General features: G+C 60.3%; 23 protein-coding genes, 1 tRNA gene and 3 pseudogenes. 7 read left to right on the top strand and 20 right to left on the bottom strand.

All coding sequences use genetic code 11. The features are described 5' to 3' along the window. Positions 1-407: 407 nt before the first annotated feature. Positions 408-1,349, top strand: a complete 942-nt coding sequence (locus AB7M32_RS11665; protein ID WP_454249975.1) for a LysR family transcriptional regulator — start codon at positions 408-410, stop codon at positions 1,347-1,349. Here AB7M32_RS11665 and AB7M32_RS11660 read toward each other — a convergent pair. From AB7M32_RS11660 to AB7M32_RS11635, 6 genes are all read right to left on the bottom strand, one after another. Continuing rightward, positions 1,343-1,708, bottom strand: a complete 366-nt coding sequence (locus tag AB7M32_RS11660; RefSeq protein WP_072409871.1) for a 5-carboxymethyl-2-hydroxymuconate Delta-isomerase — start codon at positions 1,706-1,708, stop codon at positions 1,343-1,345. The genes AB7M32_RS11665 and AB7M32_RS11660 overlap by 7 nt on opposite strands. Before the next feature lie 103 nt (positions 1,709-1,811). After that, entirely contained in the window at positions 1,812-2,735 is a 924-nt protein-coding gene (locus AB7M32_RS11655) for a LysR substrate-binding domain-containing protein (RefSeq protein ID WP_454249974.1), read from the bottom strand. Between the two features lie 257 nt (positions 2,736-2,992). Beyond that, entirely contained in the window at positions 2,993-5,077 is a 2,085-nt protein-coding gene (locus AB7M32_RS11650; protein ID WP_454249973.1) for a DUF6311 domain-containing protein, read from the bottom strand. Further along, complete coding sequence (locus AB7M32_RS11645) at positions 5,074-5,409, bottom strand: GtrA family protein (protein ID WP_454252124.1); 336 nt, start codon at positions 5,407-5,409, stop codon at positions 5,074-5,076. Before AB7M32_RS11645 ends, AB7M32_RS11650 begins: the two co-directional genes overlap by 4 nt. Positions 5,410-5,453: 44 nt before the next feature. Next, on the bottom strand, positions 5,454-6,164 hold the full coding sequence (locus AB7M32_RS11640; RefSeq protein ID WP_454249972.1) for a class I SAM-dependent methyltransferase: 711 nt from the start codon (positions 6,162-6,164) through the stop codon (positions 5,454-5,456). 2 nt (positions 6,165-6,166) lie between these two features. Continuing rightward, the gene (locus tag AB7M32_RS11635; protein WP_454249971.1) at positions 6,167-7,135 is read right to left on the bottom strand and encodes a glycosyltransferase family 2 protein; all 969 of its coding nucleotides are present in this window, start codon (positions 7,133-7,135) and stop codon (positions 6,167-6,169) included. Positions 7,136-7,437: 302 nt separating this feature from the next. Between AB7M32_RS11635 and AB7M32_RS11630 the strand changes: the two genes are divergently transcribed. From AB7M32_RS11630 to AB7M32_RS11620, 3 genes are all read left to right on the top strand, one after another. Continuing rightward, positions 7,438-7,629 carry a YegP family protein gene (locus tag AB7M32_RS11630; RefSeq protein WP_072409881.1) on the top strand — a complete coding sequence of 64 codons (192 nt, stop codon included), beginning with the start codon at positions 7,438-7,440 and terminating at the stop codon, positions 7,627-7,629. 198 nt (positions 7,630-7,827) lie between these two features. Beyond that, positions 7,828-8,634 (top strand): AraC family transcriptional regulator, encoded by an 807-nt coding sequence (locus AB7M32_RS11625; RefSeq protein WP_454249970.1) that lies wholly within the window; start codon positions 7,828-7,830, stop codon positions 8,632-8,634. Positions 8,635-8,734: 100 nt separating this feature from the next. Beyond that, positions 8,735-9,103, top strand: a complete 369-nt coding sequence (locus tag AB7M32_RS11620; protein WP_454249969.1) for a cupin domain-containing protein — start codon at positions 8,735-8,737, stop codon at positions 9,101-9,103. 11 nt (positions 9,104-9,114) lie between these two features. Here the strand turns inward: AB7M32_RS11620 and AB7M32_RS11615 are convergent, their stop codons facing one another. From AB7M32_RS11615 to dapA, 11 genes and pseudogenes are all read right to left on the bottom strand, one after another. After that, positions 9,115-9,861, bottom strand: a complete 747-nt coding sequence (locus tag AB7M32_RS11615; protein ID WP_454249968.1) for a phytanoyl-CoA dioxygenase family protein — start codon at positions 9,859-9,861, stop codon at positions 9,115-9,117. A 14-nt stretch (positions 9,862-9,875) separates the two neighbouring features. Then, a pseudogene (locus AB7M32_RS11610) lies at positions 9,876-10,475 on the bottom strand (methyl-accepting chemotaxis protein); the annotation flags it as partial. A gap of 258 nt (positions 10,476-10,733) precedes the next feature. After that, a pseudogene (locus AB7M32_RS11605) lies at positions 10,734-11,510 on the bottom strand (MCP four helix bundle domain-containing protein); the annotation flags it as partial. Positions 11,511-11,716: 206 nt separating this feature from the next. Further along, positions 11,717-12,781, bottom strand: a complete 1,065-nt coding sequence (locus AB7M32_RS11600) for a hypothetical protein (protein ID WP_454249967.1) — start codon at positions 12,779-12,781, stop codon at positions 11,717-11,719. 314 nt (positions 12,782-13,095) lie between these two features. Continuing rightward, entirely contained in the window at positions 13,096-13,404 is a 309-nt protein-coding gene (locus tag AB7M32_RS11595) for an addiction module antidote protein (protein ID WP_072409893.1), read from the bottom strand. 2 nt (positions 13,405-13,406) lie between these two features. After that, positions 13,407-13,701 (bottom strand): annotated as a pseudogene (locus AB7M32_RS11590) (type II toxin-antitoxin system RelE/ParE family toxin). A gap of 314 nt (positions 13,702-14,015) precedes the next feature. Then, a tRNA-Ser gene (locus AB7M32_RS11585) sits at positions 14,016-14,105 on the bottom strand. Positions 14,106-14,188: 83 nt separating this feature from the next. Next, positions 14,189-14,902, bottom strand: coding sequence for a phosphoribosylaminoimidazolesuccinocarboxamide synthase (purC, locus tag AB7M32_RS11580; protein WP_025212375.1), 714 nt, complete (start codon positions 14,900-14,902; stop codon positions 14,189-14,191). A 27-nt stretch (positions 14,903-14,929) separates the two neighbouring features. Further along, positions 14,930-15,688 (bottom strand): MBL fold metallo-hydrolase, encoded by a 759-nt coding sequence (locus AB7M32_RS11575; RefSeq protein WP_454249966.1) that lies wholly within the window; start codon positions 15,686-15,688, stop codon positions 14,930-14,932. Positions 15,689-15,692: 4 nt separating this feature from the next. Beyond that, complete coding sequence (gene bamC, locus AB7M32_RS11570; protein ID WP_454249965.1) at positions 15,693-16,808, bottom strand: outer membrane protein assembly factor BamC; 1,116 nt, start codon at positions 16,806-16,808, stop codon at positions 15,693-15,695. A gap of 17 nt (positions 16,809-16,825) precedes the next feature. Then, complete coding sequence (gene dapA / locus AB7M32_RS11565) at positions 16,826-17,704, bottom strand: 4-hydroxy-tetrahydrodipicolinate synthase (RefSeq protein WP_454249964.1); 879 nt, start codon at positions 17,702-17,704, stop codon at positions 16,826-16,828. 315 nt (positions 17,705-18,019) lie between these two features. Here dapA and AB7M32_RS11560 point away from each other — a divergent pair, with 315 nt between their 5' ends. Together AB7M32_RS11560 and AB7M32_RS11555 are read left to right on the top strand one after the other, a co-directional pair. After that, complete coding sequence (locus AB7M32_RS11560) at positions 18,020-18,580, top strand: glycine cleavage system protein R (protein WP_003184325.1); 561 nt, start codon at positions 18,020-18,022, stop codon at positions 18,578-18,580. 10 nt (positions 18,581-18,590) lie between these two features. Continuing rightward, the gene (locus AB7M32_RS11555; RefSeq protein WP_072409905.1) at positions 18,591-19,064 is read left to right on the top strand and encodes a peroxiredoxin; all 474 of its coding nucleotides are present in this window, start codon (positions 18,591-18,593) and stop codon (positions 19,062-19,064) included. Positions 19,065-19,195: 131 nt separating this feature from the next. On the opposite strand, the gene AB7M32_RS11550 is transcribed toward AB7M32_RS11555, so the two are convergent. Together AB7M32_RS11550 and AB7M32_RS11545 are read right to left on the bottom strand one after the other, a co-directional pair. Next, positions 19,196-20,266, bottom strand: coding sequence for an AI-2E family transporter (locus AB7M32_RS11550; protein WP_060738761.1), 1,071 nt, complete (start codon positions 20,264-20,266; stop codon positions 19,196-19,198). A gap of 31 nt (positions 20,267-20,297) precedes the next feature. Beyond that, the gene (locus AB7M32_RS11545) at positions 20,298-20,537 is read right to left on the bottom strand and encodes a sulfurtransferase TusA family protein (RefSeq protein WP_053120054.1); all 240 of its coding nucleotides are present in this window, start codon (positions 20,535-20,537) and stop codon (positions 20,298-20,300) included. A 98-nt stretch (positions 20,538-20,635) separates the two neighbouring features. On the opposite strand from AB7M32_RS11545, the gene AB7M32_RS11540 reads away from it, so the two are divergent. Then, positions 20,636-22,069 carry a M48 family metalloprotease gene (locus AB7M32_RS11540; protein ID WP_092476057.1) on the top strand — a complete coding sequence of 478 codons (1,434 nt, stop codon included), beginning with the start codon at positions 20,636-20,638 and terminating at the stop codon, positions 22,067-22,069. A gap of 61 nt (positions 22,070-22,130) precedes the next feature. Here AB7M32_RS11540 and AB7M32_RS11535 read toward each other — a convergent pair whose 3' ends face one another. Then, entirely contained in the window at positions 22,131-23,561 is a 1,431-nt protein-coding gene (locus AB7M32_RS11535; protein ID WP_454249963.1) for a DegQ family serine endoprotease, read from the bottom strand. Positions 23,562-23,595 lie beyond the last annotated feature (34 nt).

Genomic DNA, 23,595 nt, shown 5'->3' with positions numbered 1-23,595 from the left:
CATGACGGCAATGCCAGAGTGCCCAAAAGGCCAGCTCGGAAGGCAACGCACTAAGGGCTGGGGCCATGGCAGGCGTGAACCGGCCGACCGGATCGACTGCGGCGTATGAAGGGTATTGGAATGCCAGGGGCGAACCGTCCATGAGCGCATCACAGGAAACACATTGGGCAAGCGTCCCACGGCACCCTGGACGGTTAAACCTGGATTTGATGGAGCTTGGATCGGCGCATACTAAACATAGGCAAACGAATCGGTCGTTGATCGACACGTCGTGTTCCCTACATTATCTGTCCCGTTCCCGACCATGAAAGCGCCTGCCTGGCATTCTCTTGGCACGATCGTTCCGTTAGGATCGTCAGCCTGGTTTGCGCAAGATCGCGCAAGGAGCATAGCGAGAGACAGAACGGATGCTGAACAGTAACTCCCTCAGAAAGCTCGACATGCAGGACCTCATGGTGTTTAGCGCCGTGTATGAGCAAAGCAGTGTCACCGGCGTGTCCGAGGCATTGTGCGTCAGCCAGTCAACCGTCAGTTATTGCCTCAAGAAACTGCGAACCTGTTTCGAAGACGAACTGTTTATCAACACCCGCACCGGCATGCGCCCCACTTATAAGGCCAAGGGCATGTACGATCATGTGCGCGGCATTTTGCAAAGCATCAACCTGTGCCATGCCGGTAGGCCGCCCTTTGATCCGACCCGGCAAGCCATCACCTTCAATATCTGCGCACCGGAATATTTCGAACACCTGATCCTGCCGCAACTGCTGCAAGGCTTCGATTACGCCAATCTGCCGGTGGTGGTGAACGTGCACAAGCTCGAAGCCGACATTCCCGCCGAAGAGCTACGGGATGGCAGTCTGGACCTGGTGATTTGCTTCGGCCCGAACTTCCACAGCAACCATACCGATTTCAAATCCCGGCAGCTGTTGCAGGAGGATCTGGTCTGCGTCGTGGATAAACGGGCGACACCGCTTGAGACGCAACTGAGCCTTCAATCGTTCGTACAGCGCCGACACGTGTTTCCGACGCCCTGGGCGTCAGCGACCAACATGGTGGATGGCTGGCTGTCGCAGCAGGCGCATCACCGGCAAATCGCCGCTCGCGCCAACAGCTACAGTGCCGCACTGAAGATGATCACCGGCACCGACTTCATCCTGACCCTGCCCCGCCGCATCCAGAAACTGCTGGCCAACGAGGCGATTTTCAATCACCACGAAGCGCCCAGGGGGCTGCCAGGGTTTACCTTGAACATGCAGTGGAGCCTGGCCCTCGATCAGGACAGTGCCAACGCCTGGCTACGCGAACAGATCATCAAGGCCTGCGCCCAAGCGACGCCTGATCGTCATTGACCGATCAAGGCCTTGGCATACGGCTCGCGATCGATGTCGAGGATCTCCACGCATAGCTGCACGCTGACCTCGGCCGGCCATGGCCCCAGGTCCTGGATCACCGCCAGCAGACTATCGGCCAATTGTTTCTTGATTTGCGGCGAGCGTCCGCTGAGCAAGGCCAGCTTCACGTGCACGAAACCTCGCTCGCCTATCCCTGTACCCACTCGAAAAGTCTCGAGCTTCACGGCCCGGCTCTTGATGTCGTGCTCGGCGGCAAATTGACCGGAGGCCACCAGTGCATTGTTCAGGCGCAGCAGTGCGACCTCGGCCTTCAGCTCGGGCAGGTTGGCGGTGTACTCCATGTGCAGGTGAGGCATGTGTTCGACTCCGATTCGAAAATATGACGAGGGTGTTTCAGCCGTCACAACCTTACCTCGACTTTATTCGTTCAGGCAGGTTTTGTTTCGTCCCAGGCCGGTGTCAGGGCTCTTCCAGGGGCATGCGTTCGCCCATGAAGGCCTCCAGCCGCGACCGCAACCAGCGCTCGGCCGGGTCACTGTCGACATGGCTCAGCCAGACCATGGACAAATCCAGGGTCGGGGTCTTGAAAGGAAAGGGTTCGTTGAACAGATGCCCCGAAGCGGCCATGGCGACGGCGGTATAGTCCGGCAGGCTGGCGATCAAGTCGGTGCCGGCCAGCAACGCCGGCAATGCGCTGTATTGCGGCACCGACAGCACGACCTTGCGGGTGCGTCCGATCTCGGCCAGCCATTCATCAGCGAACCCGGCGACGTTGGCGGTATGGGACACCAGCACATGAGGTCGCGAGCAGTATTCGTCCAGGGTCAGCGGCGTGTCCGATGCATCGGCACGCAATACACGGGGTTGAATGTGTCGCAACAGTTTGCGCTTGGCGTTGGCCGGCAGGCCGCGCGTCTGACTGATGCCCACGGTGATGTCGCCTGAGGCCAGCAAATCAGGGATACGCCAGTAATCGACATGCTGGACCACGAACACGATTTGCGGCGCCTCTTGCCGCAAGCTGCTCAACAGCGGCGGCAACAGGCCGAACTCGACGTCGTCCGACAGGCCGATGCGAAACGTCATGGTGCTGTTGGCGGGATCGAAATCGTGGGTCAGGCTCAAAGCCACCGACAGCGAATCGAGCGCCGGCGAGAGATGCTGGATGATTTCCTCGGCCCGGGCCGTCGGCTCCATGCGGTGGCCGACGCGAATGAACAGCGGGTCGTTGAACATCTTGCGCAAGCGATTGAGGGCCGAGCTGATAGTCGGCTGGCCCAGGAACAATTTTTCCGCTACCCGCGTCACGTTGCGCTCAAGCATCAACGTTTCGAAAACCACCATCAGGTTGATGTCGGCCTTGCGCAATTCGTTGCGGTTCATCCCCTGCCCCCGATTCCTTCACTGGCTGCAGTGTAGAAACGCCGGGGGCTGCGCGTCTATGCGCAAAAAGGCGAAGCACCTGTGTAATACCGCCAAAGAGTTGGTCCTTGATTCCACGCGGGGCTGTAGGAGCTGCCGAAGGCTGCGATCTTTTGCTTGAGACGCAAGCGTCTTGGGAAAGATCGCAGCCTCGTTGCACTCGACAGCTCCTACGGGCGCGGTCCAGTGAAGCAATCGCTGACCCAAGTGAAGAAGACCTACCTTACGGTCAATGATTTCAGTCCCAGCGCCATGACTCGCTCGTCGCTCCCCAACCCCAGCACCTTGGGACTGATGGCATCAGGCAAATGGAAATGCACGCGCAACCGTCCATCCGCGCCAATCGTTTCACGAATGGCCGGTGTCAGCGGCAGTTCAAGGGTGTTGTCCTGCAGGCGCGTGAACTGCGTCGACAGCGCCTCAACACCGTTAATCAAGACCTCCACCCGCTGGCGCGCGTGCGTGGGCTGCACGAACGCCGCCGCTTCGATCGAAATGGCGCGCGCTTCTGGTGGTATGCGCAAAACAACCTCCGCCTCGGGCCCTTCCGACCAGGTGCCCCACTCCTCGACGCGCCCCCAACCCTCGGCCAACATGGCGTTGATTCGGCTGAACACCTGGCGCTCACCGAGCTTGACCTGCATGTCCAGCGTCTCGTCGGCAAACGGCGGGCATTGGGCGCAGGTTTTCCAGCCCGGCGCCAACACCACGAGGCCGTCGATACGGGTCAACAGGTCGGTTTGGCGATTGACGGTTTTCGCCGCCTGGAGCGCGGCGCGAGGGTCGAGGATGTACAGCGAATCGGCTGCGTACTGGCCGCTGGCAAGCATCTGATCGGCGTGTTCCTGGGCTCGCTCGATCGCCCGGTCGCTCATGCGTCCCAGGTACACGCCATCGGTTTCCAGGCCATGGTTCAGGGCGTACTGGCTGGTCAGCAGCCAGTTGTCCGGCTGGTTCTGCGGCAACAGCGTCCGGACTTTCGAATACTGACGGGCCGCGCTGGCCCAGAACGGATCGGTCATGGCCGTGGGCCAACTCGAGGCCGCCGGCACCATCCGGCTCTGGCGCAGGCCGGCCCATCCCGCGCGGGTATCCAGCACTTGCACCACCAGGGCGATGGCCAGCAGACACGCCGCGGCCCGTGGCTTGTTGCCGCGGATCACCGCGAAGATGACGGCAAATTCGATGGCGTAGAACACTGGCCAGAACATTCGACCGGCCGCGCGAAAGACGTTTGCCAGAAGCTCAAGGGGTTTGGGCAGCCAGTAGTGCATATTCAGCATGCCGATGCCAACGTGGTTGGTCAGCGAAAACAGCGTCAGCCCGATCAATGCCAACAGCAACAGTCGCCTGTGGCGCACGGCATTCGCCAAACCGGTGTTGCCTTGCAGCAATGCCACGCCAGCGCAGATCGCCAGCATGATGACGCCCAATCCCAGGTAATTGAAACCTTCGTAGTCCCCGGGGCCCTGGGGCATGTCGCGCAAGGTGTGTGACCAGCCGCTGGGGTTGACCAGCGACATCACGTTCAGGCGATACAGCCCATAACCACCCGCCACGGTCCCGCCACCCACGCTGAAATAACCCGCCTGCCAGCAGCAGAAGGCAACCAGCAAAAACAAGCCACCCAGCTCGATCCAGGCATGGCGCCGAGACAACCGGCCCTTGCTGGCCTGGCTGGCAAGGTCGGCCAGCCAGATCAACGCCACCATGGCCAACAGGTAAGCGTGTACCAACGCTGTGGCGGCCAACAGCCCGCCCCAGGCCAGCCGGCGTTTTTGCAGACCGGGCCGCAGCGCCAGGTACAAGGCCGCGAGGATCAGGAAATGCCCGGACAGCGACAGATGCCCGCCCATACGCAGAAACATCGGCGGCGAAAACACAAGCAACCCGGTACCCAACAGCCTGATCCACAGCGATGGCGTCAGCAGGCCGACCAGTTTCCAGCCGAACCAGGCTTGCAGGATGAAACAGGCCAGCAACCACAGGCCAAAATACTGGAACGTCTCGGGAAGCCAGGCGTTGAAGGGTTTGAACACAAATGCCAGCAGCGGATTGGAGTCGGAAAAAATGATGCCGTTGCCCAACTCCAACCCATAGGAAGGGTTCATGCCCAACGGAAAGGTCCAGGGCGAACTGCGGAAAAACGCCCAGCCCATGTAATGGGTCGCCGCATCGCCCTCCCCCAACCAGGCGATGTTCGTCGGGTCCAGCACCCGCGGGCCGATCACCAGCAGGAACGCCAGCGTCCCCAGCAGTATGGGCAACAAGGAAACCAGGTAATGCTTGCCGCGAACGGTCATCGATACGTCCAGAAATTATGCAGGATGAAAGTGAACACCGGGATGATCAGCGCCACGGCCGCGATGCCCGCCAGGTAATCCAGGCCGACACGTTGGGCTACCCATGCCACCAGCATCGCCAGCCAGAATCCGCCGATCGATACCACCACGAAACGGCCGAGGGTGCGGCCATGCAAGCGGCTGGAAAAGCTCCAGAGGGTGTTGATCAGGTACGACACCACCGTCGCCACGACAAAGGCGAAACCGTTGGCCAGTGGCGGGTTGGCCAGGATCAGGTGCACAAACAGCACGGCAGCCACCACATGGACAGCGGTGACGAGCAGGCCGGTCATGGCAAAGCGCAAGGCACGTCGCAGCAGCGGCGAGTGCGTCCAGGTCACGGCTTCTGGGCCAGGCAGAACACCGTCAGGCCGGCGATACGATTGGCCCCCATGAACGGACGCTCCAGACTGCACAATGTCTTCAACACGCCATTGACCAGCGGATGATGCCGCGCAAGCTGCGACTTGGCCGGAGCCCCGGAGCCTTGGCGCTGCAACAGGCGCAGACCGGCGGCAATGGGAAATACCAGGCCGAAGTAATACGCCCCTTGCTGGACCTGCAAACCGGCCTGCGCCACGACGCCTTCCAGCTGTTTGAGGGTATAGCGGCGCTTGTGCTCGAGAAAATCGTCATGCCCGCTCCAGAGAAACTGGAACGCCGGCACGGTGATCAGGAAGCGGCTGCCGGACGGCACTTTGTCGACGTAGGCCTTGAGCAGGCCCACGTCATCATCCACGTGCTCCAACACATCCATCAGCAACACCAGGTCGGCGTCCAAGGTGTCGATGGCGCGTCGGTAGCGGACCGGTTTACCGGCGGTGCTGGCGTCGGAGTCGGCCGGATAGCTGATGTCCACGCACCAGGCCTGGGCCGTTGCGGTATGGGTCAGCAAGTGATGGGAAAAAAAGCCCGACCCGGCGCCCACGTCCAGCAACGTACTGGCCGAAATACCCTTGAGCATATGGAGCATGGCCCGCGCTTTCGATCGGTAGTACCAATGCTGCTCGATATCGGGACCGAGGATGTCGGTTTCCTTGAGGTCCATGGTCAGTCCTTGGGGTCATAGACGCGCCGCACCAGGAAAACCGGCCGACGCTTGGATTCGATGTAGGTGCGGCCCAGGTATTCCCCCAGCACGCCGATGCCGATCAGTTGCAGTCCGCCCAGGAAGGTGACCGCGACCATCAGCGAGGCATAGCCCGGCAGGTCGACCCCGGAAATCAGGGTCCGCAACACGATGTACATGGCGAACGCAAAGGACACCAGCGAGACGCAAAGCCCCAGGTACGTCCAGATACGCAGCGGTTCGGTGCTGAAGCTGGTGATGCCTTCCAGGGCAAAATTCCACAGGCGCCAGCCGTTGAACTTGCTTTCACCGGCGGACCGTTCAGGCCTGACGTAGTCCACGTGGGTGGTGCGGAACCCCACCCAGGCAAACAGCCCTTTCATGAAGCGGCGCGATTCGGGCAGGGTTAGAAGGGCATCGACCACACAGCGATCCATCAAGCGGAAATCGCCGACATTCTCCGGCAGCTTGTGGTCGGCGATTTTGTTGTGCAGCCGGTAGAACCCGTTGGCGGAAACCTGTTTGGCCCAGGAGTCGGAATCGCGATTGACCCGATGCCCCAGCACCACTTCGGCGCCGTTGCGCCAATGGGCGATCATGTCCAGGATCACTTCGGGAGGGTCTTGCAAATCGACGTCGATCGGCACCACCGCCTGGCCACGGGCGGCTTGCAGGCCGGCGCTCAACGCTGCCTCCTTGCCGAAGTTGCGACTCAGGTCGACGATGCGGATACGCGGGTCGGCCTCCTGCCTGTCCAGCAGCAGCGCCAACGTATCGTCCACGCTGCCGTCATTGACGAACACCAGCTCCAGGCTCACCAGCGGTTCATGGGCAAAGACCTGGTCGATCCTGGCCATGAACAAATCGATGGACTGGGCTTCGTTATAGACCGGAATGACAAGCGAAAGCGCTAGACGACCTTGCAGATCCGCTCCTGGATATTCAGTCACTTGATGGCTCTTTTTCTTATAGTGTTTTCAGTCCCATCGGGCTTCCGGCCCTAGGCGTCGAACCGTATTAAGCAGGACCAGGCAGGGCAACGCAAGGATCAAGTCAGAACTTCAGCCGACTATATATTCGCAACATGACTTTCCTTCTGAAAACGGTCGAACTGCCGATCAGGGCCCATGCCCAGCAATATCTGATAACCAATGGAAACGAATTTCCCATAGCCAAAACCGACCACTTGGCTAGGCTGGCAGCCACATGTTCAACGCATGTCTTGAGTGAATGAATCGCAGGGAGCGAACCGATGTATTTTGAAATCTATCGACAGACCCGAGGCACCCCGAGCACCGGCAAAGGCCAATGGCGCTGGCGCTTGAGAGCCGGCAACCACGAAACAATCGCCAGTGGCGAATCCTATGTGAACAAGAATGACTGCCTTCACGCCGTCAGGTTGATCAAGAACGTTCATGACGAGACGCCCGTAAAAGAGATCTGAACACCGCCAAGCGGAACCGTAGGAGCTGGCGAAGCCTGCGATCTGTTGATCTTGATCCTTCGCTTGAAATTCAAGTGTCAGGGGAAAAGATCGCAGCCTCGTTGCACTCGACAGCGCCTACAGCGGTTCTGCTTTTTTTGCTGTGACGATGGTTTCCAGGCAGGTAGGGTATACGGACAAAAGCAGGAGGCCGGTGCAATGACTCGATCCATCCACAATCGCGACTGGCTGGTGCGGGCACCCGATTCGAGGAAAATGGAACGCATCGAGGCTTATTTCAGTGGGCACGGCTACAACACCCATCGCCATGACACCTACGCCATCGGCATCACGCTTTCCGGCGTCCAGAGCTTCAACTATCGCCACAGCAAGCGTCACAGCCAGCCCGGCGGCACCATCGTCCTGCACCCGGACGAGGTGCACGATGGCGAAGCCGGGACCCGCGATGGCTTTCGCTATCGGATGTTCTACATAGAACCGTCGGTGATCCAGCAGGTGTTGGGGGGCAAGCCGCTGCCTTTTATCGAAGGTGGATTGTCCAACGATCCTCGCCTCAACATCGCAACCCGTCGATTGTTGAACAGCCTGGATCATCCCCTCGACCCGCTGGAGGAAGATGACGCCATCTACGATGTGGCCCAGGCCCTCGACCTTGCGGCGGGCAACAGGCGCGGACGGCGGCTGATCGACTACCCGGCGGCAGAACGTGCCCGTCTGTTCATCCACGATGCCCTCGACCAGGTGATCACCCTGGACGATCTGGTGCAGGCAAGCGGCAGGGACCGATGGAGCCTGTCCCGGGATTTCCGGGCGCTGTACGGCACCAGCCCCTATCGTTACATCACCCAGCGTCGCTTGAATGAAGCCCGGCGCCTGGCCTTCCACGGTACGCCATTGAGCGAAGTGGCCCTGGCCTGTGGTTTTTTCGATCAGAGCCACATGACCCGGTTGCATACCCAGGCCTTCGGTATTTCACCGGCACGCTGGTTGAACATGCTGCGCTAAGACAGCGACTGCGCAGCGCAAAAAGCTGCACGATCATCCAATACGCACGCTGACTAGAACAATAAAGTAGGACGCACCACCCCACCAAGGAGATGCCTCGATGACCCGTTACGCCCCCATCAACTTCGCCCAGAAATACACCCTGTTCCAGGAACAGTGGACGCCGAAAGTCGTGGCCGAAATGAACGACTACCAATTCAAGATCGCCCGGCTCGAAGGCGACTTCATCTGGCACGCCCACGCCGATACCGATGAAACCTTCATCGTGCTGGAGGGCGAGCTGCGTATCGACTTTCGCGACGGCGCGGTGACGATTGGTCCGGGCGAGATGTACGTGGTTAAAAAAGGTGTGGAGCACAAGCCCAGCGCCGCCCGGGAAGTGAAACTGCTGTTGATCGAGCCTCGCGGCGTGATCAATACCGGTGAAGAAACCAATGAGCGAACGGCGGTCAACGATGTCTGGATCTGACTGAGCCAGGCTCAATCGTATTCGGCTTCCTGGTGGTCGCCCAGCAACCGCCGTTGGCGAGGTGTTGCGGCTGCCAGGACCTCAGGATTGAACTGCCAGTGCAGATAGGGCGAGAACTTCTGCGCAACCATGCGTCGGCCATAGTGCACCTGGAGCATGTACCGCGTGCGGTCGGTGGTCTGGTTGTCACTGCCGGCGTGCCACAGTTCGCTGCGCAGAATCAGCACATCGCCCGCCCTGCACAGTACTGGCTGCGCGGGGCGCCCTTGCCATTGCGTTTCGCCCGCTACAGGCGCCCGACCGGCCTTGTGGCTGCCAGGAATCACCTGGGTCGGGCTCAAGGCAGCGTCGATGTCATCCAGGTAAAACTGCGCGGTGAACACCTGCATCGGCAGGTCAAAGGCCGGATCGGCCAACAGGTCTGGCGGCAACGCCATCACCAGGTAATCCAGGTGCAACGGCGCCCCTGTGAAACCGGGATGACAACGCCAGGCCGTCTGGCCAATGGCATGACAGTCATCGCCCAGGGCTGCCTCGGCCAGCTCGATCACACCGGCCACATCCAGGAACGGCAGCCAGAACGGGTCGCGATTGAACACACATTTGTAATGATCGAGGACGCCGCTGTAGTCCCAATGCTGGGGCGTCAACTGGTCGATGGCATGGCGCAGGTCGGCGATCTGCCCGGCATCCAACACACCGGGCATCAGGACAAAGCCGTGCTGCTGCAGGGCTCCCAGGAGGTCGTCAGTAGACACGACGCCCACGGGCTTCAGGTACGGAAGCGGCCGGTCAGTTCCGCCAGGTTTCTCGACAGGCTCGAAAGCTGCTGACTGGCCTGCATGCTCTGGGCGGAATTGGATGCCGCTTCGTTGGACAAGTCACGGATGTCGGAGATGTTGCGGGCGATCTCTTCGGTGACACTGCTCTGCTCTTCACACGCGTTGGCGATCTGTGCAGCCATGTCATTGATCCGCTGGATAGAGCCGCTGGTACCGCTGAGCACCTCATCGACCCCCGCGGCGCGCTCGACGCTGTCCCGGGCCTTGCTGCTGCCCACATGCATGGCTTGTACAGCCTTGGCGACCCCGCTTTGCAAGCGCTCGATGCGCACTTGGATATCCTTGGTCGAGTCCTGGGTGCGGGCCGCGAGGGCCCTCACTTCATCGGCCACCACCGCAAAACCACGGCCCTGTTCACCGGCCCGCGCGGCTTCAATGGCAGCGTTCAGCGCAAGCAGGTTGGTTTGTTCGGCGATACCCCGAATCACCTCGAGCACCGCACCGATGCTGGACGTTTCCTGGGCCAATGCCTCAATCGTATCCGAGGCGGTTTCGACCTCTTGGGCCAACTGGCGAATCGACTCGATGGTGCTGCTGACCACCTCGGCACCGTCCCGAGACTGACTGCTCGCCTGTTGCGCGGCATCCGAAGCGCTCACCGCGTTATGCGCAACTTCATGCACCGCCGCGCTCATCTGGGTGGCGGCGGTACTGACCTGATCGAGCGCCGCATGTTCGCTGCTGATCAAGCGGTCATTCGTCGCGGCCATATCGGCCATGGCGCGCGCCGCGGAGTCCACTTCCCCGGTTACCCGTCCAACCTCGGCAATCAACGGCTGCAATTTGTCGAGAAAACGATTGAAGGCACCGCCCAATTGGCCCAACTCGTCAGCGGAGCGTACTTCGAGACGCCCTTTCAAATCGCCGCCGCCCTCGGCAATCTGCTCGACGCGGTGCAGCAATCGACGCATAGGGCTCAGCACCACCAACGGCAAGACAATAAGCACAAGGACGCAACAGAGCAGGCCGATCAACAGAATCACACCCTGTTGCACACCGACCGCCTTGCCGTTTTCAATCGCTGCGTCGCCTTCGCGATGCGACGCCGCATCTTCAAGGTCACCCAGCTTGTCGATGGAGTCCCGCATGGTTTCGAACAGGCGTTCACTGTCACCGAAGCTCAGGGCGCTGGCGCCCTGCGGATCGCTTACAGACTGCTCGAGGACCCGCCGCGAAACCTGCATCCATTTCCCGAAGCTGTCATTGAACTGACTGACCAACGCCTGCGCCTCGGCACCGGGCTGCATCGCGGCATATTGCTGCACGCGGTCATAAGCCTGCTTCGCATTCTCGCTGTGACTGGTGCTCAGCGCTTGAATATGCTCATTCGCATGACCATCCAGCAGGCTGCGCTCGGCGACGAAAGCTTGATAAAGATCACGGTCGGCGTTGAGCAACAGGCTGATGGCCGGCAGATTACGTTTGGTCAATTGCGTGCTCGATTCAGTCACCTGACCGATGCCACGCATGCCCGTCCACCCCATCAGCACCAACAACAGCGCGAGAAACGCAATGGGCAGAGTGATTTTCCAACGAAAGCCCAGATCGGCAAAAAACCGCAGCATGGGGTGTCACTCCTTTCATGGGGATTAACTTACCTATCGGCAGCCATGCCTTGAGCTATAGACCATTAGTCCAATTGTTACAAAGCTTTGGGTGCTGGAAAGGCTGTGGTCAAGCAGGTCGCGGAGTGGGGTGGGCTGGATAAGAAAGGGGGTGGGACGCAGGCGTACAGGGGGATTTCCTGACATCGCCCGCACCACATTTGAATTCAATTGCTACCCGTGATGCGAACGTTACCCTCCTCATGATATTGGGGGTAATGAGTAATCAATCCCCAGCTTTCGACGTTGTGTTTGCGGCCAAACGCATTCATCGGCGAATCGGGCGTGACGAAGACGGTGAGAGTGTTGTCGGCAGGGCCATTGAACGGCTGAACACGCGCATAGATTTGCATCGTTCGTTGCTTTCCAAGCCCCTTGGGCAGTCGACCATTGACGACCGTATTGGGTAACGGGCCGGTGCCATAGAACCCCGTTCCAGCCTGCACGCGCTGATGCAGGTTGATGACATATTTGGGATACAGGACGACACAGCGTCGAACGTTATCCCACTCCACCGGAAGATGATCAGGCAAGGTTGTCAGTGACTGAATCGCCAACCGCAAATCGCTATAGGCCTCTGTCCGCTGCGTTTGCGCAAGCCCCCGCTGAACACCCACGGCATGAAGGAACAGCGCTTCGGCCTGGGCACAGGCATCGAGGTTAGGCTTGAGCAAGCGACGCGTATTGACGAGCGCGTTGGTCATTGTGATATGGACCATCCGCAACGACTCGAAAAACACATCCTCGGAGGCAAAACGCGAACTGACACCACTGGTCGGAGCTGGCTCACCTTCAGGGTCGAGGCCAGTCAACAACCTGTCCATCAGTTGCTGGTCCGTCAGGGATGGATGATGCCGGGCCAGGACATGACCGCTCTCGCCCTGTCGGGCCCGCACGTTGGCACGCACGCGCAGCGCCCTGACCTCTCGACTGACGAGAGCCTCCTGCAAGCTGAGAGCAGCAGGAACCACGTTCATGTTCATGACGTTAAGCCCGTTCATGGGCGGCGGAGGCGGAAACGGAACACCATTGAGCCCCGCATTCTGCGGGGGTATGACCGCATTTTGCTGAACACCCGGGGCTTGCTGCTGGATATTTGGAGGGCCCCCACCTTGGACCACTTGGGCACGTACGGGCGCCGCGCCACCGGCATTTTCTGGAGGGGTCATGTTATTGCCCGTCGTCAGCCAGTTATAGAACTGTTGTACGTAGGCCAAAACTCCATAAATCATCGTCAAGCCTCCAGGAAAATCCTTTTAGACCGTCGAAAACACCTTGCCGGGCGGTTGTCCGTTAACGGAGGGAGTTGCCGATGAGACTGCCCGCCTTGCCCCGGTGGCCATGGGCAAGCCAAGCAGATGACTGGCTTGAACGCAAATTGCAGCAGGGAATTTTCCGACATTTCCCGCCCACATAATTCAGGGAATCTTCTTACGCAAGAAAGCGGGGACACAAGAAAGCGGGGACAGACCACGATTAGAGGCAGGCTGATTACAGATAAACACACGATCGTGGCCTATTCCCAGTCTCCGCTCTAATCCACTCTTCAGACAGGTGAATGATTAGCCGCATGCCCAGGCTGCGCATGAAGATCGATGCCTAGCGCATGAATGACCTTGAGTACGGTATCGAATCTCGGTTTTGATCCGGGGGCGAACGCCTTGTACAAGCTTTCTCGTCCCATGCCGGAGTCTTTAGCGATCTGCGCCATGCCTCGGGCCTTGGCTACATAGCCGATCGCTCGGAGAAACTCCTCGCTGTCACCATCAGCCAACACCTGGGAAAGGTATTCACTGATCGCTTCGTCGCTATCGAGTAGTGCCGCCATGTCAAATGTCGTCAGGTGTTGGCTCATGCTCAAATCTCCTTTGCCAATTTCTTCGCTCGCCGGATATCAGCACTCTGTGAAGACTTGTCACCCCCAGCCAGTAGCACGATGACCACTCCACCGCGCCTGGTGAAATAGAACCCGGTAGCCAGCGCCTACATCCACACGCAACTCTGAAACACCATCACCGACAGGTTTCACATCGCCCAGGTTACCTGCTGCGGCGCGATCAATGCGGCGGGCGATAGCGATTTTTGCTCGCAGATCACGAACCGATGAGTGCCAAGCAGTAAACGTCTGCGTTTGCTGAATGAGATAATTCATGGGCAAACCGTATCCAGCTGGATACTAGAAGTCAAGATACTGATGCCGGTCATCCCTCCGTATTCTCAATCCGAGGGCGGGGGAAGAAATGGGAACAGATCACGATCTGATGATGAGTGAACTCAAAACTGTGGCCTGTCCCAGTCTTTAAATCGCGGCGCAAATCATAGGTCAGGCGATCCGCGCCCCGACGTTCACGCTCGTAGTACTGCCGCACAATCCATGTCGCCGCGTTCGCCATACGCGACAAACGCCAAAAACGAAAAAGCCCCTGAAATGTTCAACCATTTCAGAGGCTTAGTCGTATTCAATAATGGCGGAGAGATAGGGATTTGAACCCTAGGTACTGTCGCCAGTACAACGGATTTCGAATCCGTCCCGTTCGGCCACTCCGGCATCTCTCCAGTGGCGCGCATCATACCAGCACATTCGCCGGAAGCGAACCCCCGAGCGAATTTTTTTCCGTGCTATCAGATGCTTGCGTCGATTACAGCGGTACACCCAGGCGCTGGGCGACTTCTTCGTAGGCTTCGATGACGTCACCGAGGCCCTGGCGGAAGCGGTCCTTGTCCATCTTCTTCTTGGTGTCCTTGTCCCACAGGCGGCAGCCGTCCGGGCTGAATTCGTCACCCAGGACGATGGAACCGTCGCTAAACACGCCGAATTCAAGCTTGAAGTCCACCAGCAGCAGGCCGGCGTCGTCGAACAGCTTGGTCAGCACTTCATTGACCTTGAGGGACAGTTCCTTCATGCGGGCCAGTTGCTCGGCGGTGCCCCAACCAAATGCCACGACGTGGGATTCGTTGATGAACGGGTCGCCCTTGGCGTCGTCCTTCAGGAACAGCTCGAAGGTGTAGGGGTTGAGCTTCATGCCCTCTTCCACGCCCAGGCGCTTGACCAGGCTGCCGGCGGCGTAGTTACGCACGACGCATTCGACCGGGATCATGTCCAGCTTCTTGACCAGGCATTCGTTGTCACCCAGCAGCTTGTCGAACTGGGTCGGCACGCCGGCGGCTTCGAGTTTTTGCATGATGAAGGCGTTGAACTTGTTGTTCACCATGCCCTTGCGGTCCAGCTGTTCGATGCGCTTGCCGTCGAACGCCGAGGTGTCGTTGCGAAACAGCAGGATCAAGCGGTCAGCGTCGTCGGTCTTGTAAACCGACTTGGCTTTGCCGCGGTAGAGTTCTTCACGTTTTTCCATGATGGGCTCCGCTTGCTAAGTAGTGGGCTAGGCGATATGTCGCCAGTCGAGCCCTGAATCTTGATCGGCCAGTTGCAGCCAGTCCGGGTCGCACCCTAGGGTGTCGACGAAACATTGCCGGGCCAGCTGCGGCAGGTTGTTCTTGCTGCTCAGATGGGCCAGGACCAGGTGTTGCAGGCCTTGCCAGCCCAACTCGGCCACCAGGAACGCGGCCTGGTGGTTGTTCAAATGTCCGTGCTCCCCGCCGACCCGCTGCTTGAGGAAGTACGGGTAGTAACCACGGGCCAGCATGTCACGGCAGTGGTTGGACTCGATCATCAACGCATCGAGGTCCCGGTAACTGTCCATCACCCTGTCGCAATACGACCCCAGGTCGGTGAGCAGCCCGAAGCGCCGCTCGCCGTCGCTGAACACATATTGCGTCGGTTCCCGGGCATCGTGCGCCACGCTGACCACGCTGATGTCCAGGCTACCGATACGCAGTTGCTCGCCACCGACCACGTAGCCGGCTGGCTCGATGGGCTTGCGCAGGCCGGCCAGTGTCCCACGACTCAGGTACACCGGCAGATTGTAGCGCCGAGACAGCAAACCCACGCCATGCACGTGGTCGGCATGTTCGTGGGTCACAAGTATCGCGCTCAGTTGCGCCGGGTGCACACCCAGGCGCAACAGGCGTTTCTCGGTTTCCCGCAGGGAGAAACCACAATCGACCAACACGTACGTGCCAGCACTGGCGACCAGCGTGCCGTTGCCCTGGCTACCGCTGCCGAGAACGGCAAAACGCATCGGATCAGCCCAGGTTATCCTGAATCACGCTCAATACCTTGCGGGCCACATCGGCCGGCGCCACGGTGTTGATGTTCTTCTCGACAGTGACCTGGACGTTTTCGCCGACCTTGCTCAGGCGAACCTGGTAACGCTCGGCGCGGGCTTCGATCTCTTCCTTGTCCGGCTTGCTGCCGAACAGGCCACTGAAGAAGCCAGGCTTGTCGTCTTTCTTCTCGGCCTTCTCGGCGAGGTTGATGTAGTACAGGCCCAGGCTGCGGTTGATGTCCTCAACGCGCCACTCACCCTGTTCCAGCGCACGGCCAACGCTCGACCAGGCACGGTCCAGGTCGGAGCCGACGTTGAGCACCGGGTTGCCGCTGCCGTCTTCGCTCAGGCTGACGCGGCTCGGCGCATCGAATTCCTTGGATGCCAGCATCGAGACCGAACCGCCCTGCTCTGCGGTACGACTCATGCTGGCAAGCATGTCGTCCACCAACGCAGCGTCGAGGCCGGTATTGACCGAACGGTTGGTGAAGGCCACGTCGGCGGTGCTGCCGGCAGGACGCTCGGCACTGACCACGTAGATTTCACTGGTGTTGCGCTGCACGCCCGGCTCGATACGCACGCGAACGCGGGTTTCGCTGTCGGCCGCGACACCGGCGGCGCTCAGGCGCTTGGCCATGGCGGCGGACAGTTCATCGGAGCGCTGCCAGGTGGTGGTGAACTCGCCGGTTTGCGGGCGCTGTTCGTCCAGGCGGAAACCGTTGTCCTGGAAGAACTGGATCGCCACCGGCCAGACTTCGGCCGGCGGATGCTGGCCCATGACCCAGCTGGAATCGCCACTCTTCTGCAGGGTGTAGTCGCTGGCGTCGGCCACGGCCGACAGCGGCTGCGGACGTGGAACGATGTATTCGCCCTTGACGCTGTCGTCCGCGACGTTGCGCGGGATCGGCAGCAGCGGATCCAGGCGCTTGGCGACGTTGACGTCCTGCGGCAGTTGCATCGGTGCAGTCTGTTGCGCTTGCAGGTAATCGCTACCACGGTCGCGGAAGTAACCTTCCGGTCCCCAGATCCACCCGCAGCCACTGGTGCTGGAGATAATCAAGGCAAGTGCGGAAAGTCCGGCCATTCGCTTCATGCGTTGTACTTCCTCAATTAAACCAGGACGCCGGACTGGCGCAGGGCCTGTCGCAGCGGTTCGTGACAGGGAGTGCTCAACCAGGTCAGTGGCAAGCGGATGCCTTCGTGCATCAGGCCCATTTCGACCAAGGCCCACTTCACCGGAATCGGGTTGGCCTCGATGAACAGGTCCTTGTGCAGCGGCATCAGTTTTTCGTTGATGGCCCGAGCGGTCTCGGCGTCGCCCTTGAGCGCGGCCTCGCACAGGTCGGCCATTTCGCGCGGGGCAACGTTGGCGGTGACGGAGATGTTGCCCTTGCCACCCAGCAGGATCAGCTCCACCGCGGTCGGATCATCCCCGGACAGCACGATGAAGTCCTTGCTCACGCCATCGAGGATGGCCTTGGCGCGCTTCATGTCGCCGGTGGCTTCCTTGATGCCGATGATGTTCGGCACGGTGGACAGGCGGATCACGGTCTCGGCCTGCATGTCGCAGGAGGTGCGGCCGGGAACGTTATAGAGAATCTGCGGGATGTCGACGGCTTCGGCAATGTGCTTGAAGTGCTGGTACAAGCCTTCCTGGGTCGGCTTGTTGTAGTACGGGACGACCAGCAGGCAGGCGTCGGCGCCGGCTTCCTTGGCGTTGCGGGTCAGCTCGACGGCTTCGCGAGTCGAGTTGGCGCCAGTACCGGCGATGACGGGGATGCGACCGTTGACCTGATTGACCACGGCACGGATGACTTCGATGTGCTCATTGACGTCGAGGGTTGCCGACTCGCCGGTGGTACCGACGGCGACAATGGCATGGGTGCCGTTCTCAAGGTGGAAGTCCACGAGTTTGCTGAGGCTGGCCCAGTCAAGATGCCCTTGTGCATCCATGGGTGTGACCAGTGCCACCATACTGCCCGCAATCATGAAACCGCTCCTGCCGGAAAAAGAGAGCGGTAATGGTACTGGCGCCAAGATGCTTGTACAAGCGAACTACCATTCCCCTGGGCGATGGTTTTCGCTACCCTTCAGGCTTTGATCGGTACCGACAAGCTCATACGCCGGTTTCCAGCCTCCGTTTTCGACGCCACGAGCCCCGATCCCGGGTTTGTCCTGGTGCATTCCTGCTGTCGCGGAATGCAGCGCAACCCCGGGCACAAGGCTTGAGCCGTTCGTTTTCCCGGGCCGGGCGCCGTGTCGAGCGGCAAAGGTACCGACCGCTCATCGCTTTAGGAATGCTGCATGTCCACCCCCACAGTCCGCGAACAATTCCTTGTTATCAGTGCCCTTGGCGCCAACCCCATGGAGCTGACTAACGTCCTGTGCCGCGCCAGCCATGAAAATCGCTGCGCCGTCGTGACCTCACGCCTGACCCGTCATGGCGAATGCAGTGCACTCGTGCTCGAGATCTCCGGCAGCTGGGACGCCCTGGCGCGCCTGGAAGGCAGCCTGCCGGTGCTGGCCAAGAAGCATGCCTTTACCGTCAACGTCGTGCGCAGCGCCGCCCTGGAGAACCGTCCCCAGGCCCTGCCCTATGTGGCCTACGTGAGCTCGGCCTACCGTCCGGACATCATCAACGAGCTGTGCCAGTTCTTCATGGACCACCACGTCGAGCTGGAAAACCTGACCTGCGACACCTACCAGGCCCCGCAGACCGGCGGCACCATGCTCAACGCCACGTTCACCGTGACCCTGCCCGCCGGCACCCAGATCAGTTGGCTGCGCGATCAGTTCCTGGACTTCGCCGACGCGATGAACCTGGATGCGCTGATCGAACCGTGGCGCCCACAAAACCCAATGTAAGGAAGCGTTCATGGCCGTTGCCGTCGACCAGCCGGTTACCGATTTCCAAGCGTCCGCCACCAGCGGGCAGACCATCAGCCTCGCCGCCCTCAAGGGCAAGCAGGTGGTGATCTACTTCTACCCCAAGGACAGCACCCCCGGCTGCACCACCGAAGGCCAGGGCTTTCGCGATCAGTACGCGCAATTCCAGGCCGCCAACACTGAAGTGTTCGGCGTCTCCCGGGACAGCCTCAAGTCCCACGAGAACTTCAAGTGCAAGCAAGAGTTCCCGTTCGAACTGATCAGCGACAAGGATGAAGCGGTCTGCCAGCTATTCGACGTGATCAAGCTGAAAAAGCTCTACGGCAAGGAATACCTGGGCGTTGACCGCAGCACCTTCCTGATCGACAAGAACGGCGTGCTGCGCCAGGAATGGCGTGGCGTGAAGGTGCCAGGGCATGTGGATGCAGTGCTGGCGGCGGCCCAGGCCCTCAACAAGGGCTGAAATTTTCGCTGCCTGTATTGGCGCTATCGCGAGCAAGCTCGCTCCCACACGGGATTGGTGGTGTTGCTCAATCCAGTGTGGGAGCGAGCTTGCTCGCGATGAGGCCATCGGCCTCCCCTATTTAGTCAAAGCTACAACAACGGCGCTACAACCGGCTCCTTGCTCGGCCACGCATCCAGCACCGCCTTGAACAGCGTCGCCAGGGGAATCGCAAAGAACACCCCCCAGAATCCCCACAGCCCGCCAAACAGCAGCACCGCACAGATGATCGCCACCGGATGCAGGTTCACCGCCTCGGAGAACAGCAGCGGGACCAGCACATTGCCGTCCAGGGTCTGGATGATCCCGTAGACCGCCATCAGGTAGATGAACTGATCGCTCCAGCCCCACTGGAACAACGCAATCAAGGCCACCGGCACGGTCACCACCACGGTGCCGACGTAAGGCACCACCACTGAAATGCCCACCAGCAGCGCCAGCAGGGCGGCGTAATTGAGCCCCATGGTCACGAAACCGATATAGGTCACGCCGCCGCAGATGAAAATCTCGATGACTTTTCCGCGAATGTAATTGGCGATCTGCCGATTCATCTCCTGGGCCACTCGGGTGATCAGCGCCCGCTCACGAGGCAGGTAGCCACGCACCCACCGCCCGATCATTTCCCGGTCCTTGAGGAAGAAGAACACCAGAATCGGTACCAACACCAGGTAGATCATAATGTTGACCAGAAGCGGCAGGCTGGACAGCGAGAACGTCAGCGCCCATTGGCCGAACTTGCCGATCTCGCCGCGCACCACCTCGATGGTCTGCAACACCTGCTCATCAGATACGAGGTGCGGATAACGCTCAGGCAGCAGCAATAGCAGGGACTGCCACTTGGCGAGCATCCCCGGCAATTCGTTGAACAAGGTCACCAACTGGTGCCAGAGCAACGGCACGATCACCACGATAAACACCACCAGCACGCCCATGAACAGGGCAAACACCAGCCCGACTGCCGCAGTGCCGGGCAGCCGCAAACGCTCCAGCGTCGTGACCAACCCCTGCATGAGATACGCCAGCACCATGCCCGCCAGCACTGGCGCCAGCATGCCGCCCAAGGTAAGCACGGCGGTAAACGCCAGGAACAGCAGCACTGCCAGAACCACCGCCTCTTCATCGGAGAAGTAGCGCTGAATCCAATCGCGTAACACTTTGAACATTAAAAATCCTTAAGAGACGCTATCGGTTTTTTCAGGCCTTTTTCAGCCAGTAACGGTAGACGCCATTTTCGTCTTCTTCACGCAGCAGCGTATGACCGGCCAATCGGGCGAAGGTGCGAAAGTCACGTTGCGAGCCCGCATCCGTGGCGATGACCTTGAGCACACTGCCGCTGGCCAGGCGATTGAGTTCCAGCTTGGCTTTGAGCAACGGCAACGGACAGTTCAGGCCGCTGGCGTCCAGTTCGGCATCGTGGGCTACAGCATCAGTCATGGGTTCGCTCCGCGGCAGGTCGTTGAGCGGCCTAGAATATCTGGTCCCGGGCCCGGTGTCCGGCTACAGTAGGGTCTTTGTCAACTAAGGCTTCGTGCATGACATTTCTGCGCCCCACCCTGCTGACGCTCGCTTGCCTGCTTGCCTCACCGGGCTTCGCCGACGACTTGCCGTCACTTGGCGATGCCAGTTCTGCCATCGTCTCGCCAGAACAGGAGCACCAACTGGGCCGCGCCTGGCTGGCCCTGCTGCGCAGCCAGGTTTCACAGCTCAACGATCCACAGCTCAAGGACTACGTGGAAACCAGCGTCTACAAGCTGGTGGAAACCAGCCAGGTCAACGACCGGCGCCTGGAGTTCATCTTGATCAACAGCCCGCAGCTCAACGCCTTCGCCGCGCCGGGCGGGATCGTCGGGGTCAACGGCGGCCTGTTCCTCAACGCACAGACCGAAGGCGAATATGCCTCCGTCATGGCCCACGAACTGGCCCACTTATCACAACGCCACTTCGCCCGCGGCGTCGAAGCCCAGCAACGCATGCAGGTACCGATGATGGCGGCGCTGCTGGCTGGCATCGTGATTGCCGCCGCCGGTGGCGGTGACGCCGGGATCGCGGCCATCGCCGGGACCCAGGCTGCCGCCATCCAGGAACAACGGCGCTTCTCTCGCCAGAACGAACAGGAAGCCGACCGCATCGGCATCCAGAACCTGGAGAAGGCCGGATACGACCCGCGGTCCATGCCGACCATGTTCGAGCGCCTGATGCGCCAGTATCGGTTCGACGCCAGGCCTCCGGAATTCCTGCTGACTCACCCAGTGACCGAATCGCGGATCGCCGACACCCGCAACCGCGCCGAACAGGCCAAGCCCGGCGGCATCGAAGACAGTGTTCGCTATCAATTGATTCGCGCGCGAGTCCAGTTGATCTACGAAGAAACCCCGGGCCTGGGCGCCAAACGCTTCCGGGCACAGCTGGATGAGAATCCGAAGAACGACGTGGCCCGCTATGGCCTGGCGATCGCGCAGATCAAGGGCGGCCAATTGAATGACGCACGGGAGAATCTCAAGCCGTTGCTGGCCAAATCGCCCAACGAGATTATCTACAACCTCGCCCAGGTGGACCTGGACATCACCAGCAACAAACTGGCCGACGCTCAATCCCGCGTCGACCGGATGCTGAGCCAGTACCCGGGCAACTATCCGCTGAACCAGGTACGCGTCGACCTGCTGCTCAAGCAGAACCGCCCCGCCGATGCCGAGAAAGCCCTGGAAACCTTGCTCAAGTCGCGCCCGGACGATCCGGACGTCTGGTACATGGTGGCCGAGACCCGTGGGCTGTCAGGCAACATCATTGGCCTGCATCAGGCCCGTGCCGAGTACTTCGCCCTGGTGGGCGATTACCGTCAGGCCATTCAGCAACTGGACTTCGCCAAACGGCGCGCCGGCACCAATTTCCCCCTGTCATCGCGCATCGATGCCCGCCAGCGGGAACTCATGGAGCAGGAACGCATGGTCAAGGACATGATGGGCTGAGCATTCGCCAGGCATAAAAAAACCGCCTCTTTCGAGGCGGTTTTTTTCAGCGGTTAACCGATCATTCGGCCAGCTTGAAGGTGATGAAGCTCGCACGCCCCTGACGCAGGACCCGCATCGACACCGAACGATTCTTCGGCAATGCCTTGGCAATGTCGGTGAACTCCTTGGCCGAACCAATGGCCTGGTTGTTCAGGTGCGTGATGATATCGCCCGGCTGCAGACCGATCAGCGCGGCAGGACCGTCCTGCACTTCCTTGATCACCACGCCGCCCTGGAGCTCCAGGGTACGCTTCTGCTCTTCGGTCAGCTCGGCCACCGCCACGCCCAGGCGATTGCTGCTGCGCTCGACGCCGGACTTGGGCAGCGAATCCAGTTCCTTGCCCTCTTCAGGAATGGCCCCGACGGTCAACTCGACGTTCTTGCGCTTGCCCTCGCGAATCACTTCCAGATTGGCCTTGGCGCCAGCCTTGAGGGCCCCCACCAGGTGCGGCAGGTCGGCGGACATGATGATCGGCTGACCATTCATGCTCAGAATCACGTCACCCACTTGCAGACCGCCCTTGGCAGCCGGGCCACCTTCCTGGATCTGCGCCACCAGCGCACCGGCGGGTTTATCCAGCCCGAACGACTCGGCCAGGTCCTTGTTCACTTCCTGGATCACCACGCCCAACCAGCCCCGGCTGACCTTGCCTTCGCTTTTCAGTTGGTTGGACACGTCCATGGCAACGTCGATCGGAATCGCGAAGGACACTCCCATGAAGCCGCCCGACCGGGTGTAGATCTGGGAATTGATGCCAACCACTTCACCGTTGAGGTTGAACAGCGGGCCACCGGAGTTACCCGGGTTGATCGGCACGTCGGTCTGGATGAACGGCACGTAGTTTTCGTTCGGCAGGCTGCGACCGATGGCGCTGACAATACCCTGGGTCACGGTATGGTCGAAGCCGAACGGCGAACCGATGGCAACGACCCATTGGCCGGCTTTCAGATCCTGGGATTTGCCCAGTTTGAGCACCGGCAGGTCCTTGCCCTCGATCTTCAACAGCGCCACGTCGGAACGTGGGTCGGTGCCGATCAGCTTGGCCTTGAGCTCGCTGCGGTCGGCCAGGCGAACCAGGATTTCGTCGGCATCGGCGATCACATGGTTGTTGGTCAGGATGTAGCCATCAGGCGAAATGATGAAGCCCGAACCCAGGGACTGGGCCTCGCGTTGACGACCACCGCCAGGCGAACGGGGTTGTTGTGGCATGCCACGCTCGAAGAACTCCCGCAGCATCGGCGGCAAGCCTTCCAGGTCTGGCATCTGCTGGTCCGATACACGGCGATCCGGCAGCTTCTGGGTCGTGCTGATGTTCACCACGGCGGGTGAAGCCTGCTCGACCAGTTGCGTGAAATCAGGCAATTCGACCGCCACGGCAGGAACGGCCTGGCCGAGCACAAGCACGGTGGCAAAAATGGAGAGATAGGTTTTCAAGCGTGGTATCGACATACGGCTCCCGTTACGACGAGCATGGTTAAGCGAT

This window comes from Pseudomonas sp. R151218B TE3479 (assembly GCF_053629195.1).
Note: the sequence above shows the minus strand (reverse complement) of the source record. Positions and strands in the feature narration are given on the sequence as shown.

Bases quoted from the DNA above. Each gene is read 5' to 3' on its own strand.
- AB7M32_RS11665 (WP_454249975.1), top strand. From the start codon at position 408: ATGCTGAACAGTAACTCCCTCAGAAAGCTCGACATGCAGGACCTCATG.
- AB7M32_RS11660 (WP_072409871.1), bottom strand. From the start codon at position 1,708: ATGCCTCACCTGCACATGGAGTACACCGCCAACCTGCCCGAGCTGAAG.
- AB7M32_RS11655 (WP_454249974.1), bottom strand. From the start codon at position 2,735: ATGAACCGCAACGAATTGCGCAAGGCCGACATCAACCTGATGGTGGTT.
- AB7M32_RS11650 (WP_454249973.1), bottom strand. From the start codon at position 5,077: ATGACCGTTCGCGGCAAGCATTACCTGGTTTCCTTGTTGCCCATACTG.
- AB7M32_RS11645 (WP_454252124.1), bottom strand. From the start codon at position 5,409: ATGACCGGCCTGCTCGTCACCGCTGTCCATGTGGTGGCTGCCGTGCTG.
- AB7M32_RS11640 (WP_454249972.1), bottom strand. From the start codon at position 6,164: ATGGACCTCAAGGAAACCGACATCCTCGGTCCCGATATCGAGCAGCAT.
- AB7M32_RS11630 (WP_072409881.1), top strand. From the start codon at position 7,438: ATGTATTTTGAAATCTATCGACAGACCCGAGGCACCCCGAGCACCGGC.
- AB7M32_RS11625 (WP_454249970.1), top strand. From the start codon at position 7,828: ATGACTCGATCCATCCACAATCGCGACTGGCTGGTGCGGGCACCCGAT.
- AB7M32_RS11620 (WP_454249969.1), top strand. From the start codon at position 8,735: ATGACCCGTTACGCCCCCATCAACTTCGCCCAGAAATACACCCTGTTC.
- AB7M32_RS11600 (WP_454249967.1), bottom strand. From the start codon at position 12,781: ATGATTTATGGAGTTTTGGCCTACGTACAACAGTTCTATAACTGGCTG.
- AB7M32_RS11595 (WP_072409893.1), bottom strand. From the start codon at position 13,404: ATGAGCCAACACCTGACGACATTTGACATGGCGGCACTACTCGATAGC.
- purC (WP_025212375.1), bottom strand. From the start codon at position 14,902: ATGGAAAAACGTGAAGAACTCTACCGCGGCAAAGCCAAGTCGGTTTAC.
- AB7M32_RS11575 (WP_454249966.1), bottom strand. From the start codon at position 15,688: ATGCGTTTTGCCGTTCTCGGCAGCGGTAGCCAGGGCAACGGCACGCTG.
- bamC (WP_454249965.1), bottom strand. From the start codon at position 16,808: ATGAAGCGAATGGCCGGACTTTCCGCACTTGCCTTGATTATCTCCAGC.
- dapA (WP_454249964.1), bottom strand. From the start codon at position 17,704: ATGATTGCGGGCAGTATGGTGGCACTGGTCACACCCATGGATGCACAA.
- AB7M32_RS11560 (WP_003184325.1), top strand. From the start codon at position 18,020: ATGTCCACCCCCACAGTCCGCGAACAATTCCTTGTTATCAGTGCCCTT.
- AB7M32_RS11555 (WP_072409905.1), top strand. From the start codon at position 18,591: ATGGCCGTTGCCGTCGACCAGCCGGTTACCGATTTCCAAGCGTCCGCC.
- AB7M32_RS11550 (WP_060738761.1), bottom strand. From the start codon at position 20,266: ATGTTCAAAGTGTTACGCGATTGGATTCAGCGCTACTTCTCCGATGAA.
- AB7M32_RS11545 (WP_053120054.1), bottom strand. From the start codon at position 20,537: ATGACTGATGCTGTAGCCCACGATGCCGAACTGGACGCCAGCGGCCTG.
- AB7M32_RS11540 (WP_092476057.1), top strand. From the start codon at position 20,636: ATGACATTTCTGCGCCCCACCCTGCTGACGCTCGCTTGCCTGCTTGCC.
- AB7M32_RS11535 (WP_454249963.1), bottom strand. From the start codon at position 23,561: ATGTCGATACCACGCTTGAAAACCTATCTCTCCATTTTTGCCACCGTG.